Origin of the sequence: Sediminibacillus sp. JSM 1682029 (assembly GCF_041366435.1) — a bacterium.
GTDB classification, from domain to species: Bacteria; Bacillota; Bacilli; order Bacillales; family Amphibacillaceae; genus Sediminibacillus; species Sediminibacillus terrae.
Genome location: NZ_JBEWYY010000005.1, coordinates 1 through 22628, shown reverse-complemented (window position 1 = coordinate 22628; position 22628 = coordinate 1). Strand labels below are relative to the sequence as shown.

At 43.8% G+C, this 22628-nt stretch carries 19 protein-coding genes and 2 pseudogenes; all 21 read right to left on the bottom strand.

Annotated elements, in window-relative coordinates; translation table 11 throughout:
- Positions 1–26 precede the first annotated feature (26 nt).
- Positions 27–1205: a glycine C-acetyltransferase gene (locus tag ABVF09_RS09765; protein WP_026570291.1), complete on the bottom strand. Its 1179-nt coding sequence runs from the start codon at positions 1203–1205 to the stop codon at positions 27–29.
- A 20-nt stretch (positions 1206–1225) separates the two neighbouring features.
- Positions 1226–2266, bottom strand: coding sequence for an L-threonine 3-dehydrogenase (tdh, locus tag ABVF09_RS09760; protein WP_202616119.1), 1041 nt, complete (start codon positions 2264–2266; stop codon positions 1226–1228).
- 180 nt (positions 2267–2446) lie between these two features.
- Positions 2447–3364, bottom strand: coding sequence for a dipeptidase (locus ABVF09_RS09755; RefSeq protein WP_026570293.1), 918 nt, complete (start codon positions 3362–3364; stop codon positions 2447–2449).
- Between the two features lie 106 nt (positions 3365–3470).
- Positions 3471–3731, bottom strand: coding sequence for a stage V sporulation protein S (locus tag ABVF09_RS09750; RefSeq protein ID WP_026570294.1), 261 nt, complete (start codon positions 3729–3731; stop codon positions 3471–3473).
- Positions 3732–3838: 107 nt separating this feature from the next.
- Entirely contained in the window at positions 3839–4636 is a 798-nt protein-coding gene (locus ABVF09_RS09745; protein ID WP_026570295.1) for a TIGR00282 family metallophosphoesterase, read from the bottom strand.
- A 628-nt stretch (positions 4637–5264) separates the two neighbouring features.
- Positions 5265–6830, bottom strand: coding sequence for a ribonuclease Y (gene rny, locus ABVF09_RS09740; RefSeq protein ID WP_026570296.1), 1566 nt, complete (start codon positions 6828–6830; stop codon positions 5265–5267).
- Positions 6831–7094: 264 nt separating this feature from the next.
- Positions 7095–7535: pseudogene (locus ABVF09_RS09735) on the bottom strand (recombinase RecA family protein); the annotation flags it as partial.
- A gap of 371 nt (positions 7536–7906) precedes the next feature.
- Positions 7907–8512 (bottom strand): annotated as a pseudogene (gene recA / locus ABVF09_RS09730) (recombinase RecA); the annotation flags it as partial.
- 254 nt (positions 8513–8766) lie between these two features.
- Complete coding sequence (locus tag ABVF09_RS09725) at positions 8767–10029, bottom strand: competence/damage-inducible protein A (protein WP_371069102.1); 1263 nt, start codon at positions 10027–10029, stop codon at positions 8767–8769.
- A complete protein-coding gene (gene pgsA, locus ABVF09_RS09720) occupies positions 10029–10607 on the bottom strand; it encodes a CDP-diacylglycerol--glycerol-3-phosphate 3-phosphatidyltransferase (RefSeq protein WP_026570298.1) in 579 nt (192 codons plus the stop codon). Before pgsA ends, ABVF09_RS09725 begins: the two co-directional genes overlap by 1 nt.
- Before the next feature lie 122 nt (positions 10608–10729).
- Positions 10730–11668: a helix-turn-helix domain-containing protein gene (locus tag ABVF09_RS09715; protein WP_371069101.1), complete on the bottom strand. Its 939-nt coding sequence runs from the start codon at positions 11666–11668 to the stop codon at positions 10730–10732.
- Positions 11669–11689: 21 nt separating this feature from the next.
- Positions 11690–12481 (bottom strand): YmfK family protein, encoded by a 792-nt coding sequence (locus ABVF09_RS09710; RefSeq protein ID WP_026570300.1) that lies wholly within the window; start codon positions 12479–12481, stop codon positions 11690–11692.
- 416 nt (positions 12482–12897) lie between these two features.
- Entirely contained in the window at positions 12898–13158 is a 261-nt protein-coding gene (locus ABVF09_RS09705; RefSeq protein WP_026570301.1) for a DUF3243 domain-containing protein, read from the bottom strand.
- Between the two features lie 89 nt (positions 13159–13247).
- Positions 13248–13970, bottom strand: a complete 723-nt coding sequence (gene ymfI, locus ABVF09_RS09700) for an elongation factor P 5-aminopentanone reductase (RefSeq protein ID WP_026570302.1) — start codon at positions 13968–13970, stop codon at positions 13248–13250.
- Positions 13971–13980: 10 nt separating this feature from the next.
- Entirely contained in the window at positions 13981–15273 is a 1293-nt protein-coding gene (gene yfmH, locus ABVF09_RS09695; protein ID WP_026570303.1) for an EF-P 5-aminopentanol modification-associated protein YfmH, read from the bottom strand.
- Positions 15266–16558, bottom strand: a complete 1293-nt coding sequence (gene yfmF, locus ABVF09_RS09690) for an EF-P 5-aminopentanol modification-associated protein YfmF (RefSeq protein ID WP_153462593.1) — start codon at positions 16556–16558, stop codon at positions 15266–15268. The genes yfmH and yfmF overlap by 8 nt, the downstream gene beginning before the upstream one ends.
- A 143-nt stretch (positions 16559–16701) precedes the next feature.
- Positions 16702–17619 carry an ABC transporter permease gene (locus tag ABVF09_RS09685; protein ID WP_371069200.1) on the bottom strand — a complete coding sequence of 306 codons (918 nt, stop codon included), beginning with the start codon at positions 17617–17619 and terminating at the stop codon, positions 16702–16704.
- A gap of 42 nt (positions 17620–17661) precedes the next feature.
- Positions 17662–18708 (bottom strand): ABC transporter permease, encoded by a 1047-nt coding sequence (locus ABVF09_RS09680; protein ID WP_026570306.1) that lies wholly within the window; start codon positions 18706–18708, stop codon positions 17662–17664.
- Entirely contained in the window at positions 18708–20216 is a 1509-nt protein-coding gene (locus ABVF09_RS09675) for an ABC transporter ATP-binding protein (protein ID WP_235162468.1), read from the bottom strand. Before ABVF09_RS09675 ends, ABVF09_RS09680 begins: the two co-directional genes overlap by 1 nt.
- Before the next feature lie 135 nt (positions 20217–20351).
- On the bottom strand, positions 20352–21479 hold the full coding sequence (locus ABVF09_RS09670; RefSeq protein WP_153462589.1) for a BMP family lipoprotein: 1128 nt from the start codon (positions 21477–21479) through the stop codon (positions 20352–20354).
- Positions 21480–21570: 91 nt separating this feature from the next.
- On the bottom strand, positions 21571–22296 hold the full coding sequence (locus tag ABVF09_RS09665; protein ID WP_371069100.1) for a GntR family transcriptional regulator: 726 nt from the start codon (positions 22294–22296) through the stop codon (positions 21571–21573).
- Positions 22297–22628 lie beyond the last annotated feature (332 nt).

Sequence of the window (22628 nt, the reverse complement as noted above, 5' to 3'; positions counted from 1 at the left end):
TGGTCTTTTTCGCCAAACTAGTCCTGTTAATCGATAATTTTCAGTTTTTTGCCTGCTCGTTCAAATGCATGTAACGCTTCCTGCAGGTCTTCCTTGGAATGTTCTGCCGTGACAATGGTCCGAACCCGTGCTTTTCCTTTTTGCACCGTAGGAAAAGCGATGCCTTGGGCAAAAACTCCTTCCTCGAACAACTGATCGGAAAAACGGTGGGCTAATGCATCGTCCCCTACCATCACCGGAGTTATCGGCGTCTCGCTGATTCCGATATCGAAACCTAACTCCTTCAAACCATTCTTGAAGAATTTCGTGTTATCCCATAGCTTTTCAATCAATTCCGGTTCTTCCAGCAAAACATCGATCGATGCATCGCAAGCCGCTGTCACTGCCGGTGGGTGGGAGGTGCTAAACAGGAACGGTCTGCCTTTATGGATCAGATAATCCTTCAATGTCTGGGTACTCGCGACATATCCTCCTAAAACACCGATTGCTTTGCTCAATGTCCCGACTTGAATGTGAACACGGCCATCCAGCCCAAAATGGTTGACGGTACCGCGTCCGTTCTCCCCTAAGACTCCGCTGGCATGAGCGTCATCGACCATGACAAGTGCATCATACTTTTCAGCCAACTCCACGATCTGAGGCAGTGGGGCGATATTGCCATCCATGGAAAATACGCCATCAGTAACAACCAGTCTCGTCCGGTAATCTTGCGTTTCTTTCAATGCGTGTTCGAGGGAATCCATATCAACATGCTTATAAATCTTCCGCCCGGCTTTCGTCAAGCGAATACCATCGATAATGGAAGCGTGATTCAGCTCATCCGAAATCACCACATCTTCATTTGTCAAAATCGAGGAAAGTACTCCCTGGTTCGTGGTGAAACCTGATTGAAAAACAAGAGCTGCTTCGGTATGTTTAAATTCCGCCAATTTTTTTTCATAATCTTCATGCATTTTCAACGTTCCAGCAATCGTGCGGACCGATCCGGTGCCAACTCCGTACTTTTCAATAGCATCTTCTGCTGCTTTTTCCATCCGTGGATGTGAGGTCAGTCCCAAATAATTATTTGAGGATAATTGAATAACCTCTTTCCCTTTAATCGTAACCCTTGCCCCTTGTGCAGATTCGAGCGGAATCAAGTTACGGAAAGTTCCCTCCTTCTTCATATCTTCCAATTGCTCCTGGAGATATTCAAAACCTTTCAATCAAAACGCCTCCCTGTTTTTTATGGGTGTAAAACCACTTTACCACACTTGCCTTCATTCATAAGGTCAAATCCTTTTTCAAAATCCTCCAAAGAGAAGTGATGGGTAATCATAGGGCTTACATCTACTTGTTTGGAATCAAGCAAACGTGAAACCTGCTGCCATGTTTCAAACATTTTTCTGCCAGTGATTCCTTGCACTGTTATCCCCTTAAATACGATGTCGTCCGTAATATCGACTTCCACCGGTTTTGTCGGAAGACTGAGGATCGACACTCTTCCGCCATTGGTAACCATTTTAAAACCCTGGTTTATCGCTGTCGGATGACCGCTCATTTCACAAACGACATCGACTCCATGGCCTTCGGTAAGCTCTTTGACCCGTTCGACCGGATCCTCTTTTGATGAATTGATAATTGTAGTTGCTCCCATTTGATTTGCCAAATCGAGGCGGTAATCATTCAGATCAAATGCAATCACTTGAGAGGCCCCAGCCGCTTTCGCCACACCTACAGCCATCATTCCGATAGGACCACAGCCTATGATAGCCACCGATTTACCGACCACATCACCACTTAACACGGTGTGAACAGCATTCCCCATCGGTTCTTGGACAGAAGCGATTTCTACAGGCATATCCGCCGGGTTTTTCCACATGTTGTCTTCCGGCAAAGCTACGTACTCAGCAAAGCATCCATCCCGGTCAACCCCGATGATTTGTGTATTTTCGCAAATATGATATTTTCCAGTCAAGCACTGGGGGCAATGTCCGCAAACAATATGGGTCTCTGCGCTGACATAATCACCCACTGCAACCTTACTCACTTTGCTGCCTGTTTCCACCACTTCGCCCGCAAATTCATGGCCAAACACGTATGGAGGATGAACCCTGCTTTGTGACCATTCATCCCAGTTATAAATATGGACATCGGTCCCACAGATAGAGGTTGCTTTTACCTTTATCAGCACCTCCCTATCCCCGATTGAAGGGATTTTCACCTGTTGAATTTCCGCACCTTTATCCTTTTGGTTTTTCACTAACGCTTTCATAGTTCCATTCACTGTGAACACAACTCCTCACATGAAGATACATTAAAGATTGATATAATCATATTTTAACATGATAAAAATATTAATCAATAACCTGTGTCTATTTGGAATGGACATTTGAACACGCCAGGAGAAAACGCTTACCATCACAATCAGGATTGCCTTCAGACTGGCAAGAAGCTACACCTACCCCTAGCACGGAAACTTTTTTATAAAATTCTGGCTGGTTATCTTCTCGACCACGTCGCCGGGCCATCTATGTAAAAGCTCTTGATAAAAGGCGGGGTAATCCGTTGGGTCGAAAAGACCTCTTACAAACTCGCTGGTACCGTCAAAATCCGATCCGATTCCCAGGCAGTCTTCCGCACCCACACTAATATAATAGGCAATATGACCCAGGACATCCAAATAAGTTGCTTCTTTTTCATCGTTGAGAAAATCCGGTACAAAAGTGACTCCGATCCATGCTTCGTTTTTAATCAGCTGTTGGATTTGGTGTTCGTCCAAATTTCTTTTATGAGAAGCCAAAGCAATAGAATTAGAATGGCTCGCCATCGGAAATGCAGCTACATCGATGACATCCCAAAAGCCTTGGTAGGATAAATGGGAAACGTCAGTCCATACTTTTTCCTCGTTGAGAAGTTTGACCACTTCGTACCCGAAGGAACTTAAACCGGCTCCTCTCTGTTCTTCAATACCGTCGCAGACTGCATTTGCCTGATTCCACGTAAGTCCGACCGCTTTGACTCCTAAACGCAGCAGGGTTTTCAGCTTATACAAATCAGAGCCGATCACATGGCAGCCTTCCAATGTGAGCATTGCACCCTTTTCACCCTTCTTTAATGTTTCTATATCACTGCTCGTTCTAATAAGCTTGATATGGTCGTATGGATCGATGATTTGTTCGTAAAATAAATTCGCCATCTTTAACGCTGCCGAGAATTGTGCTTCCTCTGGAACTTCAGGAGGTACAAAAATAGCAAAGCACTGAACTTTAACAGGGCTGTCCATCCATTTTTGATAATTCACCTGCAGGTGTTCACTCGACTCAAAAGGCAGTTCATACTTCCACATCTTATATAAAGCATCACAATGTGCATCTATTATCATTTTCTCCCTCCAGACAGACTGTTTCATACCTTCCATGTACGGATAGCTCCTCGTCATAAATCTATAAAAGAAAAACCTGCTTGCCATCGCAAACAGGTAAAGGGATTTATCTAGGCTCTATTATCAGTTTAATAGCAGTACGTTCCTCATTATCAATCATTATATCAGTAAAAGCCGGAATACATATCAGATCAACTCCACTTGGGGCAACAAATCCTCGGGCAATTGCAACCGCTTTAACGGCCTGGTTCAATGCACCAGCACCGATTGCCTGTATTTCTGCTGAGCCGCGTTCCCTTAGCACATTCGCGAGTGCACCTGCTACTGAATTGGGATTTGATTTAGCTGAAACTTTTAATATGTCCATTACTAGTACCTCCTTCGTTTACTAAAGTCGTTCCACTTTTACTATATTCTTGGAGTTGATAGATATTCCCTTTTATTATGAGGTAATTATTCTAAAAATTCAAATAATCATCCAAAAAACGGGTGATCATCATTGATCAATATCCGATCCACTTTCTTAGCGAAACCGGTGTTTTCATCTATATCGACAATAAAACCGTTTAATTGTGTTCTTCCCGATTTAGTCACTTCAAAACGTACCGGAAGATTAGTGAGAAAACGGTTGAGTACCGCTTCTTTGTCTGTACCCAAAATTCCGTCATACGGTCCGGTCATTCCCACATCTGTGATATATCCGGTGCCTTTTGGCAATATCCGTTCATCTGCCGTTTGGGTATGGGTGTGGGTTCCGACTACAGCGCTGACTTTCCCGTCAAGATACCAGCCCATTGCCTGTTTTTCGCTGGTGGCTTCCGCGTGGAAATCGACGAATATAAGATTGGTTCTTTTTTTCGCTTCTGCGATCAATTGATCTGCTTTTCGAAAAGGATCATCAAGCGGCGGCAAAAACGTTCTCCCCTGAAGATTGATGACAGCCACTTCAGCTTTATTGCTGCGCACATAGACAATTTCTCTGCCAGGTGTGCCTTCTGGAAAATTGGCAGGCCTGACCATATACTCGGCTTCCTCGATGAATTCGAATATTTCTTTCTTGTCCCAAGCGTGGTTCCCCAATGTGACAGCCTGTGCACCCGATTCAAGAAATTGTTTATAGATTTTTTCTGTAATACCTTTTCCTGCAGCTGCATTTTCGCCGTTAACGATGCTGACATGCGGCTGGTATTTTTGTTTTAATCGAGGCAGATAGTCGCTTACCATTTCTCGTCCCGGAGAACCGACCACATCGCCTATAAATAAAATCCTCATCAGCTTCATCCATCCTATCTAGTTAGTTAATTCAAGTTTCACATAGATGTGTATCCATGTCAAAACAGATCATTCAAATCCTGGCATTACTCGCCTTATGGGTAGATTTTGATCCTATGTGTATATGAATGTTTCGCTCAACCATCGCTTTATCGGAAGGTTCCTTTCATATAAAAGGTTCTCTGTCAAATGTGGTGGTATGATTTTTCATCCACCCTCTCTTTATCGAAAACCTCATTCAAAAAACAGCTATTTTACTCAGGCCGCAGAGGAAATAAACTCGCTTTCCGCGGACGAACGCCCGAGTCTCCTCGCAAAGCCCGCTGCGGGGTCTCGTCCGCCCGTTTTTCCGCAGGAGTCTCACTTATTTCCTCTGCTACGCTGTTTCGCTCTATAGAGCCTTTTTAACCGATTGCTGCCATAAAATTTTATGCTTTAATCGTTCAAATTCTTTGTTGCCAAAAAAATCTCGTTTTAAAACGAATGCAGGAAAACACATCCGACTGGGACACAACCACATTCATCTACCTGTCCTTGCTTCCTTAAAGGTCGGCACTAAACCTTCATTCAGTATAGAGCCTTATCTTGTTCGCTCAAAAGCACAAAAATAAAGCGGCCGGTAGCCGCTTTATTTTGCATATTCCACTGCACGTGTTTCCCGGATGACCGTCACTTTTATATGGCCCGGGTAGTCCAGTTCATCTTCAATTTTTTTCCTTATTTCTCTTGCTATTTTCAGTGCTTCCAGATCGTCAATTTCATCCGGCTTCACCATAATTCTGACCTCTCGTCCTGCCTGGATGGCGAATGATTTTTCTACGCCATCATAAGACTCCGAGATTTCCTCCAGCTTCTCCAGCCGCTTGATGTAATTCTCAAGCGTCTCGCTTCTAGCTCCGGGCCTTGCAGCCGATAAAGCATCTGCCGCGGCAACCAGAACAGCAATAATGGAGGTCGGTTCTTCATCTCCATGGTGAGAGGCGATAGAGTTAATGACGACATCATTTTCCTTGTATTTCATAGCCAATTCTTTACCAATCTCTACGTGACTGCCTTCTACCTCATGGTCGATAGCCTTTCCGATATCGTGGAGTAAGCCGGCTCTTTTTGCAAGGGTTTCATCCTCGCCAAGCTCAGCTGCTAGTAAGCCAGCCAGATGCGCTACTTCCGTAGAATGCTTCAACACATTCTGTCCATAGCTTGTCCGATACTTCAAACGACCGAGAATTTTGATGAGGTCTGGATGCAAACCGTGTACCCCGATTTCAAAAGTGGTCTGTTCTCCGACTTCCCGGATATATTCATCCACTTCTCTTCTTGATTTATCCACCATTTCCTCGATTCTCGCCGGGTGAATCCGTCCATCCTGAACAAGTTTTTCCAAAGCAATCCGGGCAGTTTCCCTTCGGATTGGATCAAAACCGGAAAGGATAACGGCTTCAGGTGTATCGTCAATTATCAGGTCAATCCCTGTTAAGGTTTCAAGTGTTCTGATGTTACGGCCTTCACGTCCGATAATCCGTCCCTTCATTTCGTCATTAGGAAGGTTGACTACCGATACAGTTGTTTCTGCCACATGATCTGCCGCACAGCGTTGTAAAGCCAGCGATAAAATGCTTTTTGCCTTTTTATCCGCTTCTTCCTTCGCGCGGTTCTCAGCTTCTTTGATCATGATAGCCGATTCATGTGTGACTTCTTGCTCGACTCGCTCTAAGATCACTTGTTTTGCCTGGTCAGTAGTGTATCCGGAAATGCGCTCAAGTTCAGCTTGCTGTTCACCTAACATAGCTTCCACTTTGCTTTCCATTTCTTCAATTTGTTGTTGTTTTTCTGTCAGAGTTTGTTCCCTTGATTCTAACATCAGCTCACGCTTGTCCAGCGTCTCGCTTTTTCGGTCCAGATTTTCTTCTTTTTGCATCAGGCGTGTTTCCTGTCTTTGCAGCTCCGCCCGACGCTCCCGAAGCTCCTGATCCGCCTGCTGACGAAGCTTATGATTCTCATCTTTCGCTTCAAGAAGCGCCTCTTTTTTGGCTGCATCGGCATTCCGATGACCTTCTTCTACTATTTGCTTTGCCAATTCTTCCGCACTTGAAATCTTTGCCTCCGCAATAGATTTACGAATCAGATAACCAACAACAATACCGACGATAAGGGTAAGCAAAATGGAGATGATTATTAAGGTAACTATTTCCATGAGTTCACCTCCTCTTGCTATAAATTTGTACAATCACTTTTAGTCGGCATGTACAGTGTCTTTCAATAAAAAATCGCTTGTTTGCAAAAATGTGTATAATAATAAGAAGAATTATACATATCAATTTTAAGCTTGGAATTTTATATTGTCAAGGAACCGTCAAATTTATGTCATAATCTTTTGGCAAATTGTGCAAACTATAAAGATGAGGCTGACTTTTCATGCAAATGAATCCCCAGCCAATATCGGTTGGGGATTCACGACTTAAATATCCATATCCATTGTTTCTTGGTTTTCCGATTCTTCGGAAGAATCCGGTGCGGCAGTATCCATATCATAATGGCTGCGAATAGTATTGTAGATTTCCATACGGATAGCTTCGTTCTCTTTCAGGAACTGCTTGGCATTTTCCCGTCCCTGCCCAAGTCGTTCCTCATTATAGGAATACCACGCACCACTTTTTTGCACAATGTCCAAATCGGAACCGATGTCCAGTAGCTCACCTTCCCGGGATATTCCTTCTCCATACATGATGTCTACCTCTGCTTGCTTGAATGGGGGTGCCACCTTGTTTTTTACAACCTTGATTTTTGTTTTGTTACCAACCATGTCATTTCCTTGTTTCAATGTTTCAGCTCTGCGCACTTCTAGTCTTACAGAAGAATAGAATTTCAAAGCACGCCCGCCAGGAGTCGTTTCCGGATTCAGTCTTGTTATCACAAGAGTTTTTTATCTCTTGTTTCTGGAGGTTCCTTTCCCTCATATCCTTTACAGGAATACGGCCAGTCTTTTCTGACCCAGCTCAGCATATCTTTTCATCTTCGACTCACTCGTTAAGATGATGCGGACTCGTGGAAGGATTATATTCTGCCTATGGCAGGTTCACCTTCTATGCGTTGCCCCTGACTGTCTCGTTACTTACAGCCTTCGGTTCGGATTTACTTCTCAGTATCCCCGTTTCATTCCGCATTGATAATCTGGAAAATTTCTTTTCCAGACGGCAAACTGCTTTCTGTCCGAAAGGGGACGGCACTCAAACCGCCTGTTTCCCGAACAGTAATTCAAGCAGCATTCTCACCAAACATGACTCCTACTTTTTCCCTTATTTGGTTGATAAAAATCGCTGTCGTCTTCGATTTGTTAATGGCACCTGAAAGCTTCCGCAGTGCCTGAGACATGAGCCGGGCCTGCAAACCAACGTGCGCATCTCCCATTTCCCCTTCAATCTCTGCTTTTGGTACAAGAGCTGCAACCGAGTCAACTACTACCATGTCGACAGCTCCGCTTCGGACAAGGGCCTCAGCTATTTCCAGCGCCTGTTCCCCAGTATCCGGCTGAGATAGGAGCAATTCATCGACGTTGACGCCGAGCTTTCTTGCATATACCGGATCCAAAGCATGTTCAGCATCAATAAATGCAGCTTGTCCGCCCTGCCGCTGTGCTTCAGCAATAGCATGCAAGGAAACGGTTGTCTTACCAGATGATTCCGGACCGTAAATTTCCACAACACGTCCTCGTGGATAGCCGCCCACACCGAGGGCAACATCCAGGGCCAGCGAACCACTCGGCACAGTGGCAACTTTTTGCTCCGCCCGTTCCCCCAGTTTCATAATAGAGCCCTTGCCAAATTGCTTTTCTATCTGTTTCAACGCCATATCTAAGGCTTGTTTTCGATCACTCAAATTATTTCCTCCTTAAAATTAAGCTATTACTATCATAACTTGTTTTATGAGATTTAACAAGTAAAAAAGCGAATAAATGTTCCCTTTTTTTCTATTAGGGGTTTGCTGCTAAAATTGGATTTTCAAGCGAACGAACATAAATTTTCCACTTATCCGGAAATCCAGTTTTAAAATTTTGACTTTCTCTCCTTTTTTTGAAAATAAACATAAAATAGCTTGCAGAAAAAGAATGATTTCCTGCAAGCTCGAATCAGTCAAGCCTTATGATCATGCCGCTTTTCCAGCCGATACACTAACTCCAATCCTTTTTTCACTGTGCGGGCGCGAACCGCCTCGCGGTTTCCGTTAAACTTGAACTGATAGACTTTCGTCGCTTTCTGATCTTGGGAAACCCCGATGAACACGGTACCAGGGGGATTCCCTTCCGAATCTCCCGGCCCGGCAACACCAGTGAAACTGATTCCTATATCAGTACCAAATTCCGAACGGATGTTTTCCGCCATCTCTTGGGCACATTGCTCGCTTACCGTTCCAAACCTGTCAATCGTTTCAGGAAGTACTTTAACTATCGATCGCTTTACTTCAGGCGAATAGCATACAACACTCCCCGCCACGACTTGAGAAGTTCCCGGAACAGAAACTAGTCTGCTGGTGAACATTCCGCCCGTCAAACTCTCGGCTGCAGCTATTGTCCATCCGCCACTTTTCAACTTTTCCACAGCTTTAGCTTCCAATGATTCCTCATCATAACCGTAAAAGTATTCGCCAACCTGTTCCAGAATCCGTTCTTCAGCTTCACTGATCATCCGTTCTGCCGACTCACTGGTCGGAGCACTAGCTGTCAGGCGAACAGCAACTTCTCCTTCCGAAGCCAACGGAGCGATGGTAGGATTGGTCTGTTCGGCAATTACAGACTGTAGCTGGTGTTCAAGTTGTGATTCGCCAATACCGACAAATCTTAACATCCGTGACTGTATTATTCTATCAAGCTTATATTTGTTTTTAATATATGGGAATGCATATTCATCGGCAATTTGCTTCATTTCCCTGGGAACTCCCGGCATAAAAAACCATGTGGCATCTTCTGTCTCCATCGCCATTCCCGGAGCCATTCCGACTTCATTGGGCAATACTTGTGAGCCCTTGAATACCAAAGCCTGTTTACGATTGTTCGGGGTCATATTCCTGTTGTTGTTTTTAAAATAGGAAGTGATCTTACGAAGGGATGCTTCGTCCACTTCTACATCCACTCCATAGATTTCCTGAAAGGCGTCTCGTGTCATATCGTCCTCGGTCGGGCCAAGGCCACCGGTAACCAACACGATATCAGACCGTTTTGCAGCAGTGGTGAAAACTTGTTTGACCCGGTCCAGATTATCACCGACCACACTATGGTGGTACACGTTAACCCCATAATCTGCGAGCCGTTTGGATAACCACTGACCGTTCGTATTGGATATTTGGCCGAGTAATAGTTCAGTACCGACGGCGACTATTTCTGCACTTATCTGTTTCATTATTTAGAATCCCTCATCACATGCCAATTTTTACGGAAGTAATCGTAACCAGAGACAATGGTTATGATCATTGCAGCATAAAGACAAATGATTCCGAAAGGGAACTGCAAATAAGAAAACGGAAAATTGTGCAGCAACAAAGCGGAAATAGCCACAATTTGCAGCACTGTCTTCAGCTTTCCCATCTGGCTTGCAGCGAGAACAAGTCCTTCCCCTGCCGCTACGAGCCGAAGTCCTGTAACAGCAAATTCACGGCTTATAATCACAATGACAACCCAGGCAGGTGCGCTCCCCATCTCCACTAAAAGAATCAATGCAGATGCTACAAGCAACTTATCAGCCAACGGATCCAAAAACTTCCCTAAATTGGTCACAAGGTTGTATTTTCTCGCATAAAAACCGTCGATCCAATCTGTAGCAGAGGCTAAAATGAATAACAAGCCTGCCGCAAAATGAGAAATTGGCAAGTCCTGATTACCGATGCTCCAGCTACCCCAATCAAACGGGATGGATAAGAGCAGGATAAAAATAGGGATGAGAAAAATGCGTGACATCGTGATTCTGTTGGGTATATTCATAATAGTATCCTCCAATTCAACGTATACATAATCTGTTCTGTTAGTCAAAAATAAGGACTATCCCCTACCACAACTGTCCACTGACAGTTATCGACTGGGAACAGCCCTGACGGTCCAACCATTTACTCTTGCTGTTCTTTTTCGTCTACAACTTCAACAAAGACTCGTTGCACGGTATTACCGGACATTTCCGGAATTTCCAGTGAAACACCTGCTATTGTTATGTCAATAGGCTCTGGGTTTCCAAATCGAATCATGAATTGATCTGCTCCGGACAAATCTTCTTTCAAAGGAGAGTCTGCTTCACCGAACATGCCACTATATAATTCGTTATCTTCCCCTTCCGTGATTTCGAGCCAATGATCACTTTCTGAAGCCACTTCCACGACGATTTCTTCTCCTGGATTGACCAGCTCAATGTTCGTCACCTGATCATTCCCCTGCGTGCCTTGATCGACAACATTCAGTTCCGGTTCAGGTTGTTCCTCTTCATTGGCTAGGTCATCCTTTTGGCTTTCCTCTTCTGTCTGGCTATCATCCTCAGCACTACTTTCTCCATCCTCGCCATCGCTGTTTTCTTCTGTGTCAGAGGAATCCGGATCGCCGACATAGACTTCGTCCTGATCTTCCGTCTGCTGGTTCGACTGACCTTGATCATCCCCTTGGGATTGTTGGTACAAATACCAGACAGTGAAAAGGATGCCAATCACCAATAAAGCGACAATCAGGGTCGGCAAAAAAGAAAATACAGCAGGACTTTTAGAGGTCGATGGACTTTCTTTACGACTACGCTGGACCCTTGTGTATTGAACAGCACTTTCATCACTTGTGGCGGGCAACTCGCTTTTGTGCTCCTCCATCAAAACATCCGGATCTAAGTCCACAGCTGTGGCATATTCCTTAATAAACGCCCGTACATAGAAGTTTCCAGGCATGACGCTGAAGTTCCCTTTTTCGATTGCTTGCAGATAACGAGTCTGAATCTTTGTCATCTGTTGTATTTCTTCTAACGAGAGATTTTTAGCCTCCCTTGCTTCCTTTAGCCTTTCTCCAATTTCCATAGTCGAAATCACCCTTCAATTCTAAAAATCAAACATGGAAAAGCCCCCGCTGTCATCAAACTTGGACTTTTCGATTGGTTCGTATTTAATTTCCTCGTTTTCGTCATTCCTTAACTCGATTATGTAGTCGAAATCATTCAAGCTGTATTCTGTCTGCTGGACAAATATATCCGGATGCTCGACTACCTTCACAGCCGGAAGGCGCATGATTTCACGCACCAATTCCCAGTGTTTTTCACTTGCCCTCTGGGTAGAGACAATCCCATCGATGATATAGATATTGTCCAGGCTGTATTCATCCTTGATCAGTTTGCTGCGAATTGTTTGTTTCAATAACGTGCTTGAGACAAACAACCAGCGTTTGTTCGCACAGACACTCGAGGCGACAATCGACTCCGTTTTGCCGACCCTAGGCATCCCCCTGATGCCTATTAGCTTATGCCCCTCTTTTTTAAATAATTCCGCCAGAAAGTCGACAAGAAGACCCAATTCATTCCGTACAAAGCGAAAAGTCTTTTTGTCGTCAATATCACTATGTATGTACCTGCCGTGTCTGACAGCCAGCCTGTCTCTGAGCTTGGGTTTTCTTATTTTTGTCACATTGATGGTTTCCATGGTGTCCAAAATCGATTTCAATCTTGTGATTTGTTCGTCTTTTCTTGATAAAAGCAGCATCCCTCTTCGAGAGTCTTCCACGCCGTTTATCGATATGATATTAATCGATAACATCCCCAGTAAAGATGATATATCTCCTAATAAGCCAGGACGATTGTGCTGGATTTCATACTCAAGATACCATTCGGTTTTTTCCATAGAAAAAGCTCCTTCATCTATAACAGGGCACTGATCATTCTGTTTATAAATGGATTTACTCTTATCATAAATGATTTTTCACATTTAGAAAAGGACATTATTCGGTTTATTGTTTATAAATTCCACAATTTTTTTAGTATAAACGGGAAAAAGGTAAAAAAAAGGTTCTGTGTCCATTATGGTGATGTGATTTTTCACCCTGCAAGTTCTTTATCAAAAGGCTCCTTCATCATAATAGCCATTATAAACAAACAGAGGAAAAAATTCGCTTTCCGCAGGGGGCCACGCAAAGAACGTGCGGGATCCTCCACGGTCTGATGGGGCGGAAAATATAAAAAGCTTGTAGAAAACGCGCCGTTTTTCTACAAGCTTTGTACCTCCCGGAAAGTAGCGGGAGGCATTTGATTACTCACCTGTTATTGGCCAGTACCTTCGTTTTGGACCATTTTCACCATGATATTAGCGATGGCACGCTGTTCATCCTTGGAGGCACTGTTCCATAAATCACGCAAAATTGCTTCCTGGTCATTTTCGGCATCTACCTGTTTTGATAAGTATCCACCTATCTCAAAGGCAAGATCGGAAATTGTATTTTGATCCATTCCCTGGCCTTGAGCCTGGTGAAGACGATCTCCCAGAAAGTCCTTCCAAGATTCAAAATTATCGAGAACTGACATCTTTTTTCCTCCTTCAATCTCAACTTTCAAGCTTAGCATTTGATTTATGCAGAACTTTATACATTGGTTGAAGAAGAATTTTAAACACTTTACCAAGCGCCAGTCACATTGATGATTTCCCCCTGAATGTAACCGGAACGCGGATCAAGCAAAAATGCTGCTGCATTAGCGACATCCTGTGGTTTTCCAGCCTTGTTAGCTGGTATTTCAGATAAAATGGATTGCCTTTCCTCGAATGAAAAACGTTCATTCATCTTGGTGTCGATATACCCAGGGCTGATTCCGTTCACTTTGATTCCGCATGGAGCAAGTTCTTTTCCCAGCGATTTCACGAAACTGTTTTGCGCACCTTTAACAGAAGAGTAGACCACTTCACAGCTTGCACCGGTATTTCCCCAAATCGAAGACACGACCACAATATTCCCGCTTTGTTTTTCAATCATATGCGGGATGACATGTCTTGCGATCATCCACAGTGCTTTTACTTGCACGGTCAGCATTAAGTCCATCGTGACCTCTTCTGTATCTTGGAATAAACCAATGTGACTTGTACCACTCGCAAATACAAGCGTGTCGACAGGCAAATCCAGGCTTTTCAAAAACATAGAGATACCTTCATTTGTGCGCAAATCACCATGCAGGATGGCTAATACTGCTTCCTCCGGCAGAGAGGATGCAAGTTCATCCACCGCTTTTCGGTTACTGTTATAGTGCAAAAGCAATTGATAGCCCTCTTCCACCACCCGCCGGGCAATTTCCCTGCCGATATCTCCGCTCGCTCCGATGATGAGACAATTACCTTTTTTCTTCATGGACACTTCCTTATTGACCTTGTTGCGGAAGGATTTGACATACAGAAATACGGTCTTCATCAACCCAGTTTTCCATAAAGTCATTTGCTTCCCGTACATTTAGCGATTCAATTACTGGCAGTACTTTGAATAAATCAATTCCAAGCAAATGATAATGGGTGAACTGGTTCGAAATAAATTCCAGCGAATTCATCGCACGCAAAAATTGGCCGATTTTTTTTCTTTTCATTGTGTCAAATTCTCGTTCCGTCAACTTTTTTTCTTTTAACTCGATAAGCATACGTTTTACATTTTCTGCTAGTTCGTCTGGTTTGTTCGTGTTCCCTCCGATAACCGAAAACCCGAAAGAACGCTCGATATTGGTTTCAAATTGGAAACTGTTATCGATCAAGTCGGCCTCATATAACTCCTGATAGTACTCCCCGCTCTTGGAAAAGTAATAATCAAGAAGCATTTCCGTCAGTAATTCTTCTTTCAGGAAGGCCTCGTCTGAACTGCGGTCTGGTTGCTCTTTTATCCCGATCATACATTTGGCGACAGAGACAGGCATCTCGATGACATTTTTTTTCATCGCTACATGCTCAGGTTCCTCAGGAAACTGCCGCTTTACTTCCGAAACAGACTCAAACTGTTTACTGTCCTGATTTTGTTTGATCAACTTCATCATTTCCTCCGGCTCGAAGTTCCCAGCAAGGAAGAAGGTCATATTGGAAGGATGATAAAAGGTATTATAACAAGTGTATAAATCATCCTTCGTGATTTCACTGATTGATTTTACTGTTCCGGCAATATCCACTTGGACCGGATGGTTTTCATAGAGACTCTGAATCGTGCCAAAGAATGAACGCCAATCCGGCTGGTCATTATACATTTCAATTTCCTGACCGATAATCCCCTTTTCTTTTTCAACCGACTGTTCAGAAAAAAACGGGTCCTGAACAAAATCAAGCAGCGTCGTGACGTTTTCTCTAATATTGCTGGTAGCTGAAAACAAGTAAGCTGTCTTTGTAAAGGAAGTAAAAGCATTGGCGGAAGCTCCCTGTTTCGTGAAATCCTGAAATACATCCCGGTCTTCTTTTTCAAACAATTTATGTTCGAGAAAGTGGGCGATTCCATCCGGTACCGTGATAAAATCTTTTCCTCCCAACGGAACAAATGTCTGATCAATGGAGCCGTAATCAGTAGAAAAAATACCGAATGTTTTAGCCATTTCAGGCTTTGGCAGAAGAAACACCTGCAGACCGTTGGCAAGCTTTTCGGAGTAAATGGTTTCTCTTAGTTGTTCATAGTTTGTTTTATTCATTGCCGCTTCCCCCTTTGCTAGTCAAGAAATAAACGGTATCCTGTTCAATTTTATCGCCGACTTGCAAGACATCCTGTCGGGTCACTTGTTTCACACTTTCAAGCATTTGTTCAGGAGAAACGTCCGTTTCGGCCAATACTTGGTGGTAAAGAATTTCAATCAATCCTTGGGGATGGTCCATCGTTTCCAGCAATTGATTGACAACTAGATCCTTTGTATCTTTTAACTCTTCCTCCGAAAATTCACCGTCTTTCATCCGTGCCATTTGTTCATTTATGATATCTCTGGCCTGCTGATAATCCTTCGGCGCAATCCCGCTGAAAACGAGTAGCAAACCTTTATGGCTTTCAAAACGGGAAGCAGCATAATAGGCGAGACTGTGCTTTTCACGTACGTTCATGAACAGTTTGGAACTCGGAAAACCACCGAACAATCCGTTAAAAACCTGTAAGGCATAATACAAAGGATCGCCGAATGTGATATTAGTACGATATCCGAGATGAAGTTTTGCCTGCTGCACATTTTGTTCTTCGATAACCGTATTCACTTCTTCAACCTTTTTTCCTACTGTTGTCTTGTCGGACTCTGCTGAGGTCGCATTTTGTTTAGCGGCGAAAGCTGATTCAATCAAGCGCTCAGCTTTTTCCACCGACACATCTCCCAGAACATACACATCCATTTGATCTTCCGCGAGCATTTTCTGATAATAATGATACAATGTTTCTTCATTGATTCCTTCTAAATCTTCCGCATATCCGTGAACATGTAGTCGATATGCCTCATCTTTGCACATCTCATCGATGAGACGCATATTTGCATAGCTCATTTTATCATCGATGATCGAGTCGATTTTTTGCTTGAGCGTCTGCTTCTCCCTTTTTACGATAGAAGCATCGAAGCTGTTCCCATTTGATTTCGGATCGAATAAAATGCCGCTGAGCATTTCTACAGCCTTTTCCAATATTTGCTCATCTGTGGACAAATATGCCTCATTGGCCGTTTCCAACCGCAATGTGATAATATGGTTTTCTCCCTTTTTGGCTCCATCGACCCCGAGTACGGCACCATATAAATCATCAAGTGCTGTACGAAGCTCCCGGGCACTCGGATACTTGTTGGTTCCTTGTTGAAGAATATAAGGGAGCAGAGCTCTGTTGGTTATCGTATCTCTCTCCAGTTTTGCCTTCAGCTTGACAACCACATTGGTCGTTTTATATTTTTTACTGGGTAACACATGTAAACGATACCCCTGCTTATCCACGCGTTTTTCTTCTATAGCGTCCATTCGTTTTCCTCCCTTGGCGATGTTTAAATATAGCATTCGACTTTTTCTTAAAACTATCCTCGCAGGTATGGCAGCCCCCTGTAATAGTTAGTTTAACGAAAAACAAACCCGGTAACAAATACCAGGTTTGTAAAAAGTGAATTTTATCTGCTTCCTTTTATATATGGTTCTCCATTTGCTTTTGGAGCTTCCGCCCGGCCGATAAATCCAGCGAGTGCAAGTATGGTTAATACATACGGAGCGATCAGCAAATATATTTGCGGTACATCTTCCAAGAATGGAATGCTGGAGCTTATAACACTTAAGCTTTGAGCAAAACCGAAAAACAATGCTGCACCCATTGCTCCCAGAGGATGCCACTTACCAAAAATTACAGCAGCCAGCGACATAAACCCTTGCCCGACAATCGTTGATTGGGAAAAGTTCAAAGCAATGGTCAAAGCAAATACAGAGCCCCCCAGTCCTCCCATGGCTCCAGATATCATGACAGCCACGTAGCGCATCGCATAAACATTGATTCCGTTTGTATCGGCGGCCGCCGGATGTTCGCCGACAGAACGCAATCGCAAACCGAATGGTGTTTTATACAAAATGTACCATGCGACAACCGCTAATATAATCGCCAGATAAGAGGTCAGGTACATGTTTTGGAAGAACAACGGACCAAGAACCGGAATGTCACCGAGTACCGGGATATCCAAGGTATAGAAGGGTTGGGAAACCATATCGGTTTGTCCCTTGTCATACCATTGTTTGGTGAGGAAAACACCCAATCCCAGTGCCAGGAAGTTGATCGCCACACCACTCACAACCTGATCAGCTCTGAAAGTGACCGATGCAACTGCATGAATCAGCGAAAAAACCGCGGAAACGATCATTGCAGCCAAAATGGAAATCCATGGGGTGGCTGCACCGAATACATCTGCGAAAGTGAGGTTGAATACTATTCCGACAAAAGCCCCCATCACCATTAATCCTTCCAGGCCGATATTGACGACACCTGAACGCTCACTGAATACACCTCCAAGGGCGGTAAAAATCAGTGGAGCGGAAAAGAACATTGCTGGAGGAATGATTGATTGCAAAATATCCAGGATACCCACTTATTTTCCCTCCTTTTTAAAACGAAGCAGCACCCAGCGAATGATATAGCTTGAGGCCACAAAAAAGATAATCAGGGCTATCACGATTTCTACTAGCTCAGAAGGTACATCTGCCGCTGTCGGCATATTAAGAGCCCCGATTTTCAGGGTACCGAACAATAATGCAGCGAGTACGACACCGAATGCATTATTGCCGCCAAGAAGGGCGACCGCAATCCCGTCAAAACCGAGATTGGTAAAAGCGGAATGTGTCGGCATATAACCGAAGGTTCCGAGACCCTCCATTGCTCCGCCCAGCCCGGCAAAGGCTCCTGAAATAACCATGGCAAGGATGATGTTTTTACCGACATTCATACCGGCATATCGGGAAGCATGCTGGTTGAACCCGACGGATCTCAATTCAAAACCTGCAGTAGTTTTTTCAAGTAAAAACCACATGATCATTGCTGCAAACAAGGCGATCAGGATCCCGAAATGCAAACGGGAATAGCTTGTCATTTCCATCAACCAATTCGAGGCAAGCGAAGCAGATTCCTTGATAGGGTCTGAAGAATCCTGATTTTCGCTCAAAACAGACCGAATCAGGGCATTCGATACATGCAAGGCAATATAGTTCATCATAATCGTGATGATAACTTCGTGAACACCCAGTTTGGCTTTCAACAATCCCGGAATGAAGCCCCAAATAGCTCCAGCCAAGGCAGCTGCCAAAAGCGCCAAAGGGAGATGGATTATCATCGGTGCATCGAAAGCAGCTCCGACCCACACAGAGGCGAGCCAACCTACAATGACTTGACCTTCAGCTCCAATATTGAACAGACCACTTCGAAAAGCAAATGCCACAGCCAACCCGGTGAATATGTATGGGGTCACCTGGCGGATTGTCTCCCCGAAGTAATAAATATCTCCAAACGAACCGGCCCATAAGGCTTGATAACCATTCAACGGGTTGTAACCGAATGAAGCCATGATAATGGCTCCAGCAATCAAACCCAATAAAACAGAAATGACAGGCACCAGAATATTGAACATACGGTTGGTAAACATCAACGCTCACCATCCTTCTCTACGGTACTTCCAGCCATGAGCAATCCCAATTCCTGTTCATTCGTTTCGGAAGGATTGACATTTGCCACTATTTTGCCATCAAACATTACAGCAATCCGGTCACTTACATTGAGGATTTCATCCAACTCGAAGGATAGCAGCAATACTGCACGCCCTTTATCACGTTCCTCAATCAATTTTTTATGGATGAATTCAATCGCACCGACGTCCAATCCGCGTGTTGGCTGTGCAGCAATCAACAAATCGGGAGATCGGTCCACTTCACGGCCGATGATTGCTTTTTGCTGGTTTCCCCCAGACAAAGCACGCGCTTTTGTGTATTCGCTTGGTGTTCTGACGTCATATTCTTCGATCAATCTTTTAGCATGAGAATAGATATTTTTATAGGAAAGCACGCTTTTTTTAGCAAAAGGCTTTTTATAATAAGTTTGCAAGACCATATTTTCGCCGACGGGAAAATCCAAAACCAAACCAAATTTATGACGATCCTGGGGAATATGCGACACACCAGAGTCAGTCACTTTTCTGGGCGGCAGATTGGTAATTGCTTTCCCGTTAAGATGAATGGATCCTGATTCGACTTTTCTCAGCCCGGTGATTGCTTCGATCAACTCTGACTGTCCATTGCCATCAACACCAGCAATCCCGACTATTTCCCCCGCTCTCACTTCCAAATCGAGCCCTTTCACCATGCCTACTTTACGACTGTCCTGGACATGAAGGCTCTTCACTGACAGTATTTGGTCCTTTGGTACGGCCGCCGTCTTCTCCGTCGTAAAACTGATTTCCCTTCCGACCATCAACGACGCAAGCTCGTCCGGGCTTGTATCCTTCACATCGACTGTTCCGATGCCCTGTCCCTTCCGCACCACTGTACATCTGTCGCAAACTTCCATAATTTCTTTTAATTTGTGGGTGATTAAAATAATAGATTTACCTTCCTTGATCAGAGATCTCATAATTTCAATCAATTCTTTTATCTCTTGAGGAGTCAGCACAGCCGTCGGTTCATCGAGGATCAAGACTTCTGCTCCCCTGTAAAGAGTTTTCAAGATTTCCACACGTTGCTGCATTCCGACGGAAATGTCTTTTATTTTTGCTCTTGGGTCTACTTTCAAACCATATCGGTCGGAAAGTTCCGCCACTTCCTGTTCTGCCTTTTTCAGGTCGATTTTTCCGCCCTTTTTCGGTTCGCTGCCCAATATGATGTTTTGGGTAACGGTAAACGTATCGACAAGCATAAAATGTTGGTGGACCATTCCGATTCCTAGATTATTGGCAACATTAGGGTCCGTGATTTTGACGGCCTTGCCGTTGACACGGATTTCTCCCTTTTCAGGTTGATACAAACCGAACAACACGTTCATCAATGTCGATTTTCCCGCACCATTTTCCCCGAGCAGGGCATGTATTTCACCTTCCTGCACCTGAAGGGTTATATTATCATTCGCAACGATACCCGGAAACTCTTTGCGGATATTCAGCATTTCTACAACATAATTCTCCAAGTTTATGTCACTCCCTAACATACGGTCGAGATTCAACCTTCCTTATAACATTCCGTTTTCAGAAGAAAAAGGCTAGACATTTCTAGCCTTTTTCTATCCACTTTCCCGCTTTTTTTATAAAGAGTCCAGGTAAGCTTCTAAATCTTCTTCTGTGCTTGGCACTTCCACTTCGCCATCGATGATTTTTTGTTTCCAGTTGTCAATTTCTTCTACCATTTCATCAGTCATTGCCTCTTCATTCGTCTTAGCTACTGACACACCCTCATCTTCTAAACCGAATTCGAGGATTTCTCCACCTGGAAACTCACCGTTCATTGATTGTGCAGCAACTTCTTGGACCGCAATATCTACACGTTTGACCATGGAAGTCAGTGTGACATTGTCATCGCCGATCGCTCCCTCTTCGTATTGGTCCCGGTCTACGCCGATTACCCATACGTTTTTGGAAGGATCGTTCTTCTTGATATCCTTAGCTTGGGCAAATACGCCATTGCCTGTCGCGCCGGAGGAATGATAAATGACGTCTACTCCACTGTTATACATGTTGGAAGCAATTACCTTTCCCTTATCAGGAGCACCGAAAGATTCGGCATATTGTACGTCGACCTCGATGTCCGGATTCACAGAAGCAACCCCGGCCCGAAAGCCTGACTCGAATTTTTTGATCAATTCGCTGTTCTCGCCACCGACGAAACCAACTTTATCGGATTCCGTCTTCATTGCTGCCGCCACCCCGACAAGGAAAGAACCTTGGTGTTCCTTAAAGGTGATGTTTGCAATGTTATCTTCTTCTGCCACTGCATCAACCAATGCAAAGTGTGTATCCGGGTTTTGTCCAGCTACCTTATTTAACGCATCAGTCAGTTTAAAACCAATACCAAATACCAAATCATAATCTGCTTTCACCAAGCTGTTCAAGTTCGGCATGAAATCTGCATCGCTTTCCGATTGGGCATAGTCGTAACCTTTTCCTTCTTCCAGCCCGTTCTCTTCACCGAAAGCCTTTAGACCTTCCCATGCGGATTGGTTGAACGATTTGTCATCTACACCGCCGACATCGGTTACCATACCTACTTTAAAATCAGAGTCTCCTCCGCCATCCTGGTTTTCACCGGAATCGGAAGTTTCACCTCCGCTTTCTTCCCCGCTTCCATCTTCGTTCGAAGATCCACAAGCACTTAAAATAATTCCCGCTGCAAATAGCAAAGCTATCAATAATAGCAAACGATTTGTTTTCAACATTCCTACCCCCGTAAATGTTAGATTTTATCTTGTATTGCCTAAACCCACCTGCGAAACGGCGCCGGACATCACCCCCTTAAATGGTTCCCCTTTACATACGCTTCCTGATGACGTAAAAGCTAAATACGTCAGATCTGAAATAATTGCAAGAATATAAAACCGGTTCATCGCTATCTGTATAATGCATCTGTTTCAAGAGCAGCATCGGCTGATCAGGCTGACAGCCCAAAACAGGTGAGATAAGCTCATGATAACCTACTGGTTCGATGTGGGTAACTGTATAACTGACATATTTACTTCCATAGTCCTCCAACACTTGAAAGATGGAGGCTTGATTATGAATTTTTTCTATCGGGATCAAGTCTTGTAATATTTTATCGACACAATAAACGACTGGGTCCCCGTCGGCGGTTCTGACCCGTTCTATCTTAGCCAATGTATCGATCTCAGCAGGGGCAAATCTGTCTTTATCTTCTTCAGAAGCTTCGATCAATTCTGTGGATAAATATTGGGTCCCCGGTATTTTTCCTGCGGAAGCAATCATTTCAGTCACACTTTTCAATTGTTCGATGCCTGCGGAAAAAACGGGTTTGGGATTGACGAAGGTACCGACACCATGGCGTCTTGTCACAATATTTTCTTCTTCCAGGAGCCTTAATGCTTCCCTCAGTGTAGCCCTCGATACGCCGAGTCTCTTGGATAGCGCGAACTCAGAAGGCAATTTTTCTTTCTCTTTATACCTTCCCTCTTCGATATCCTGCTTCAATTGATCGATAACTTGAAGGTATAAATGACGAGCATCGGCTTTAATTGACATAACATTACCCTCCGATGAAGTTAAAACTTCGTAACATATGTATCTACTTACTAGGTAAAAAGTATTAAAACAGTTAAATAGAATATGAAAGTCCCATCAGATCAGAATGTAAAGAGAACTGACCTCTGACAAGTCATTCTTTGTCCGAAATAAATATAACACTTTTGATCTAGTAAATAAACAGGATATGGACAAAAAACGACAGAATCTTTTAGTTTTATGACAATTTTAATAAACCTGCTAATTTTCTTACAATTCATGACATTTCTCCAGTGGTAAACCTTTTCAATTTTGGAAGGGGAAGTAAGTATTCCTGGATGGTTTTTCCTTTT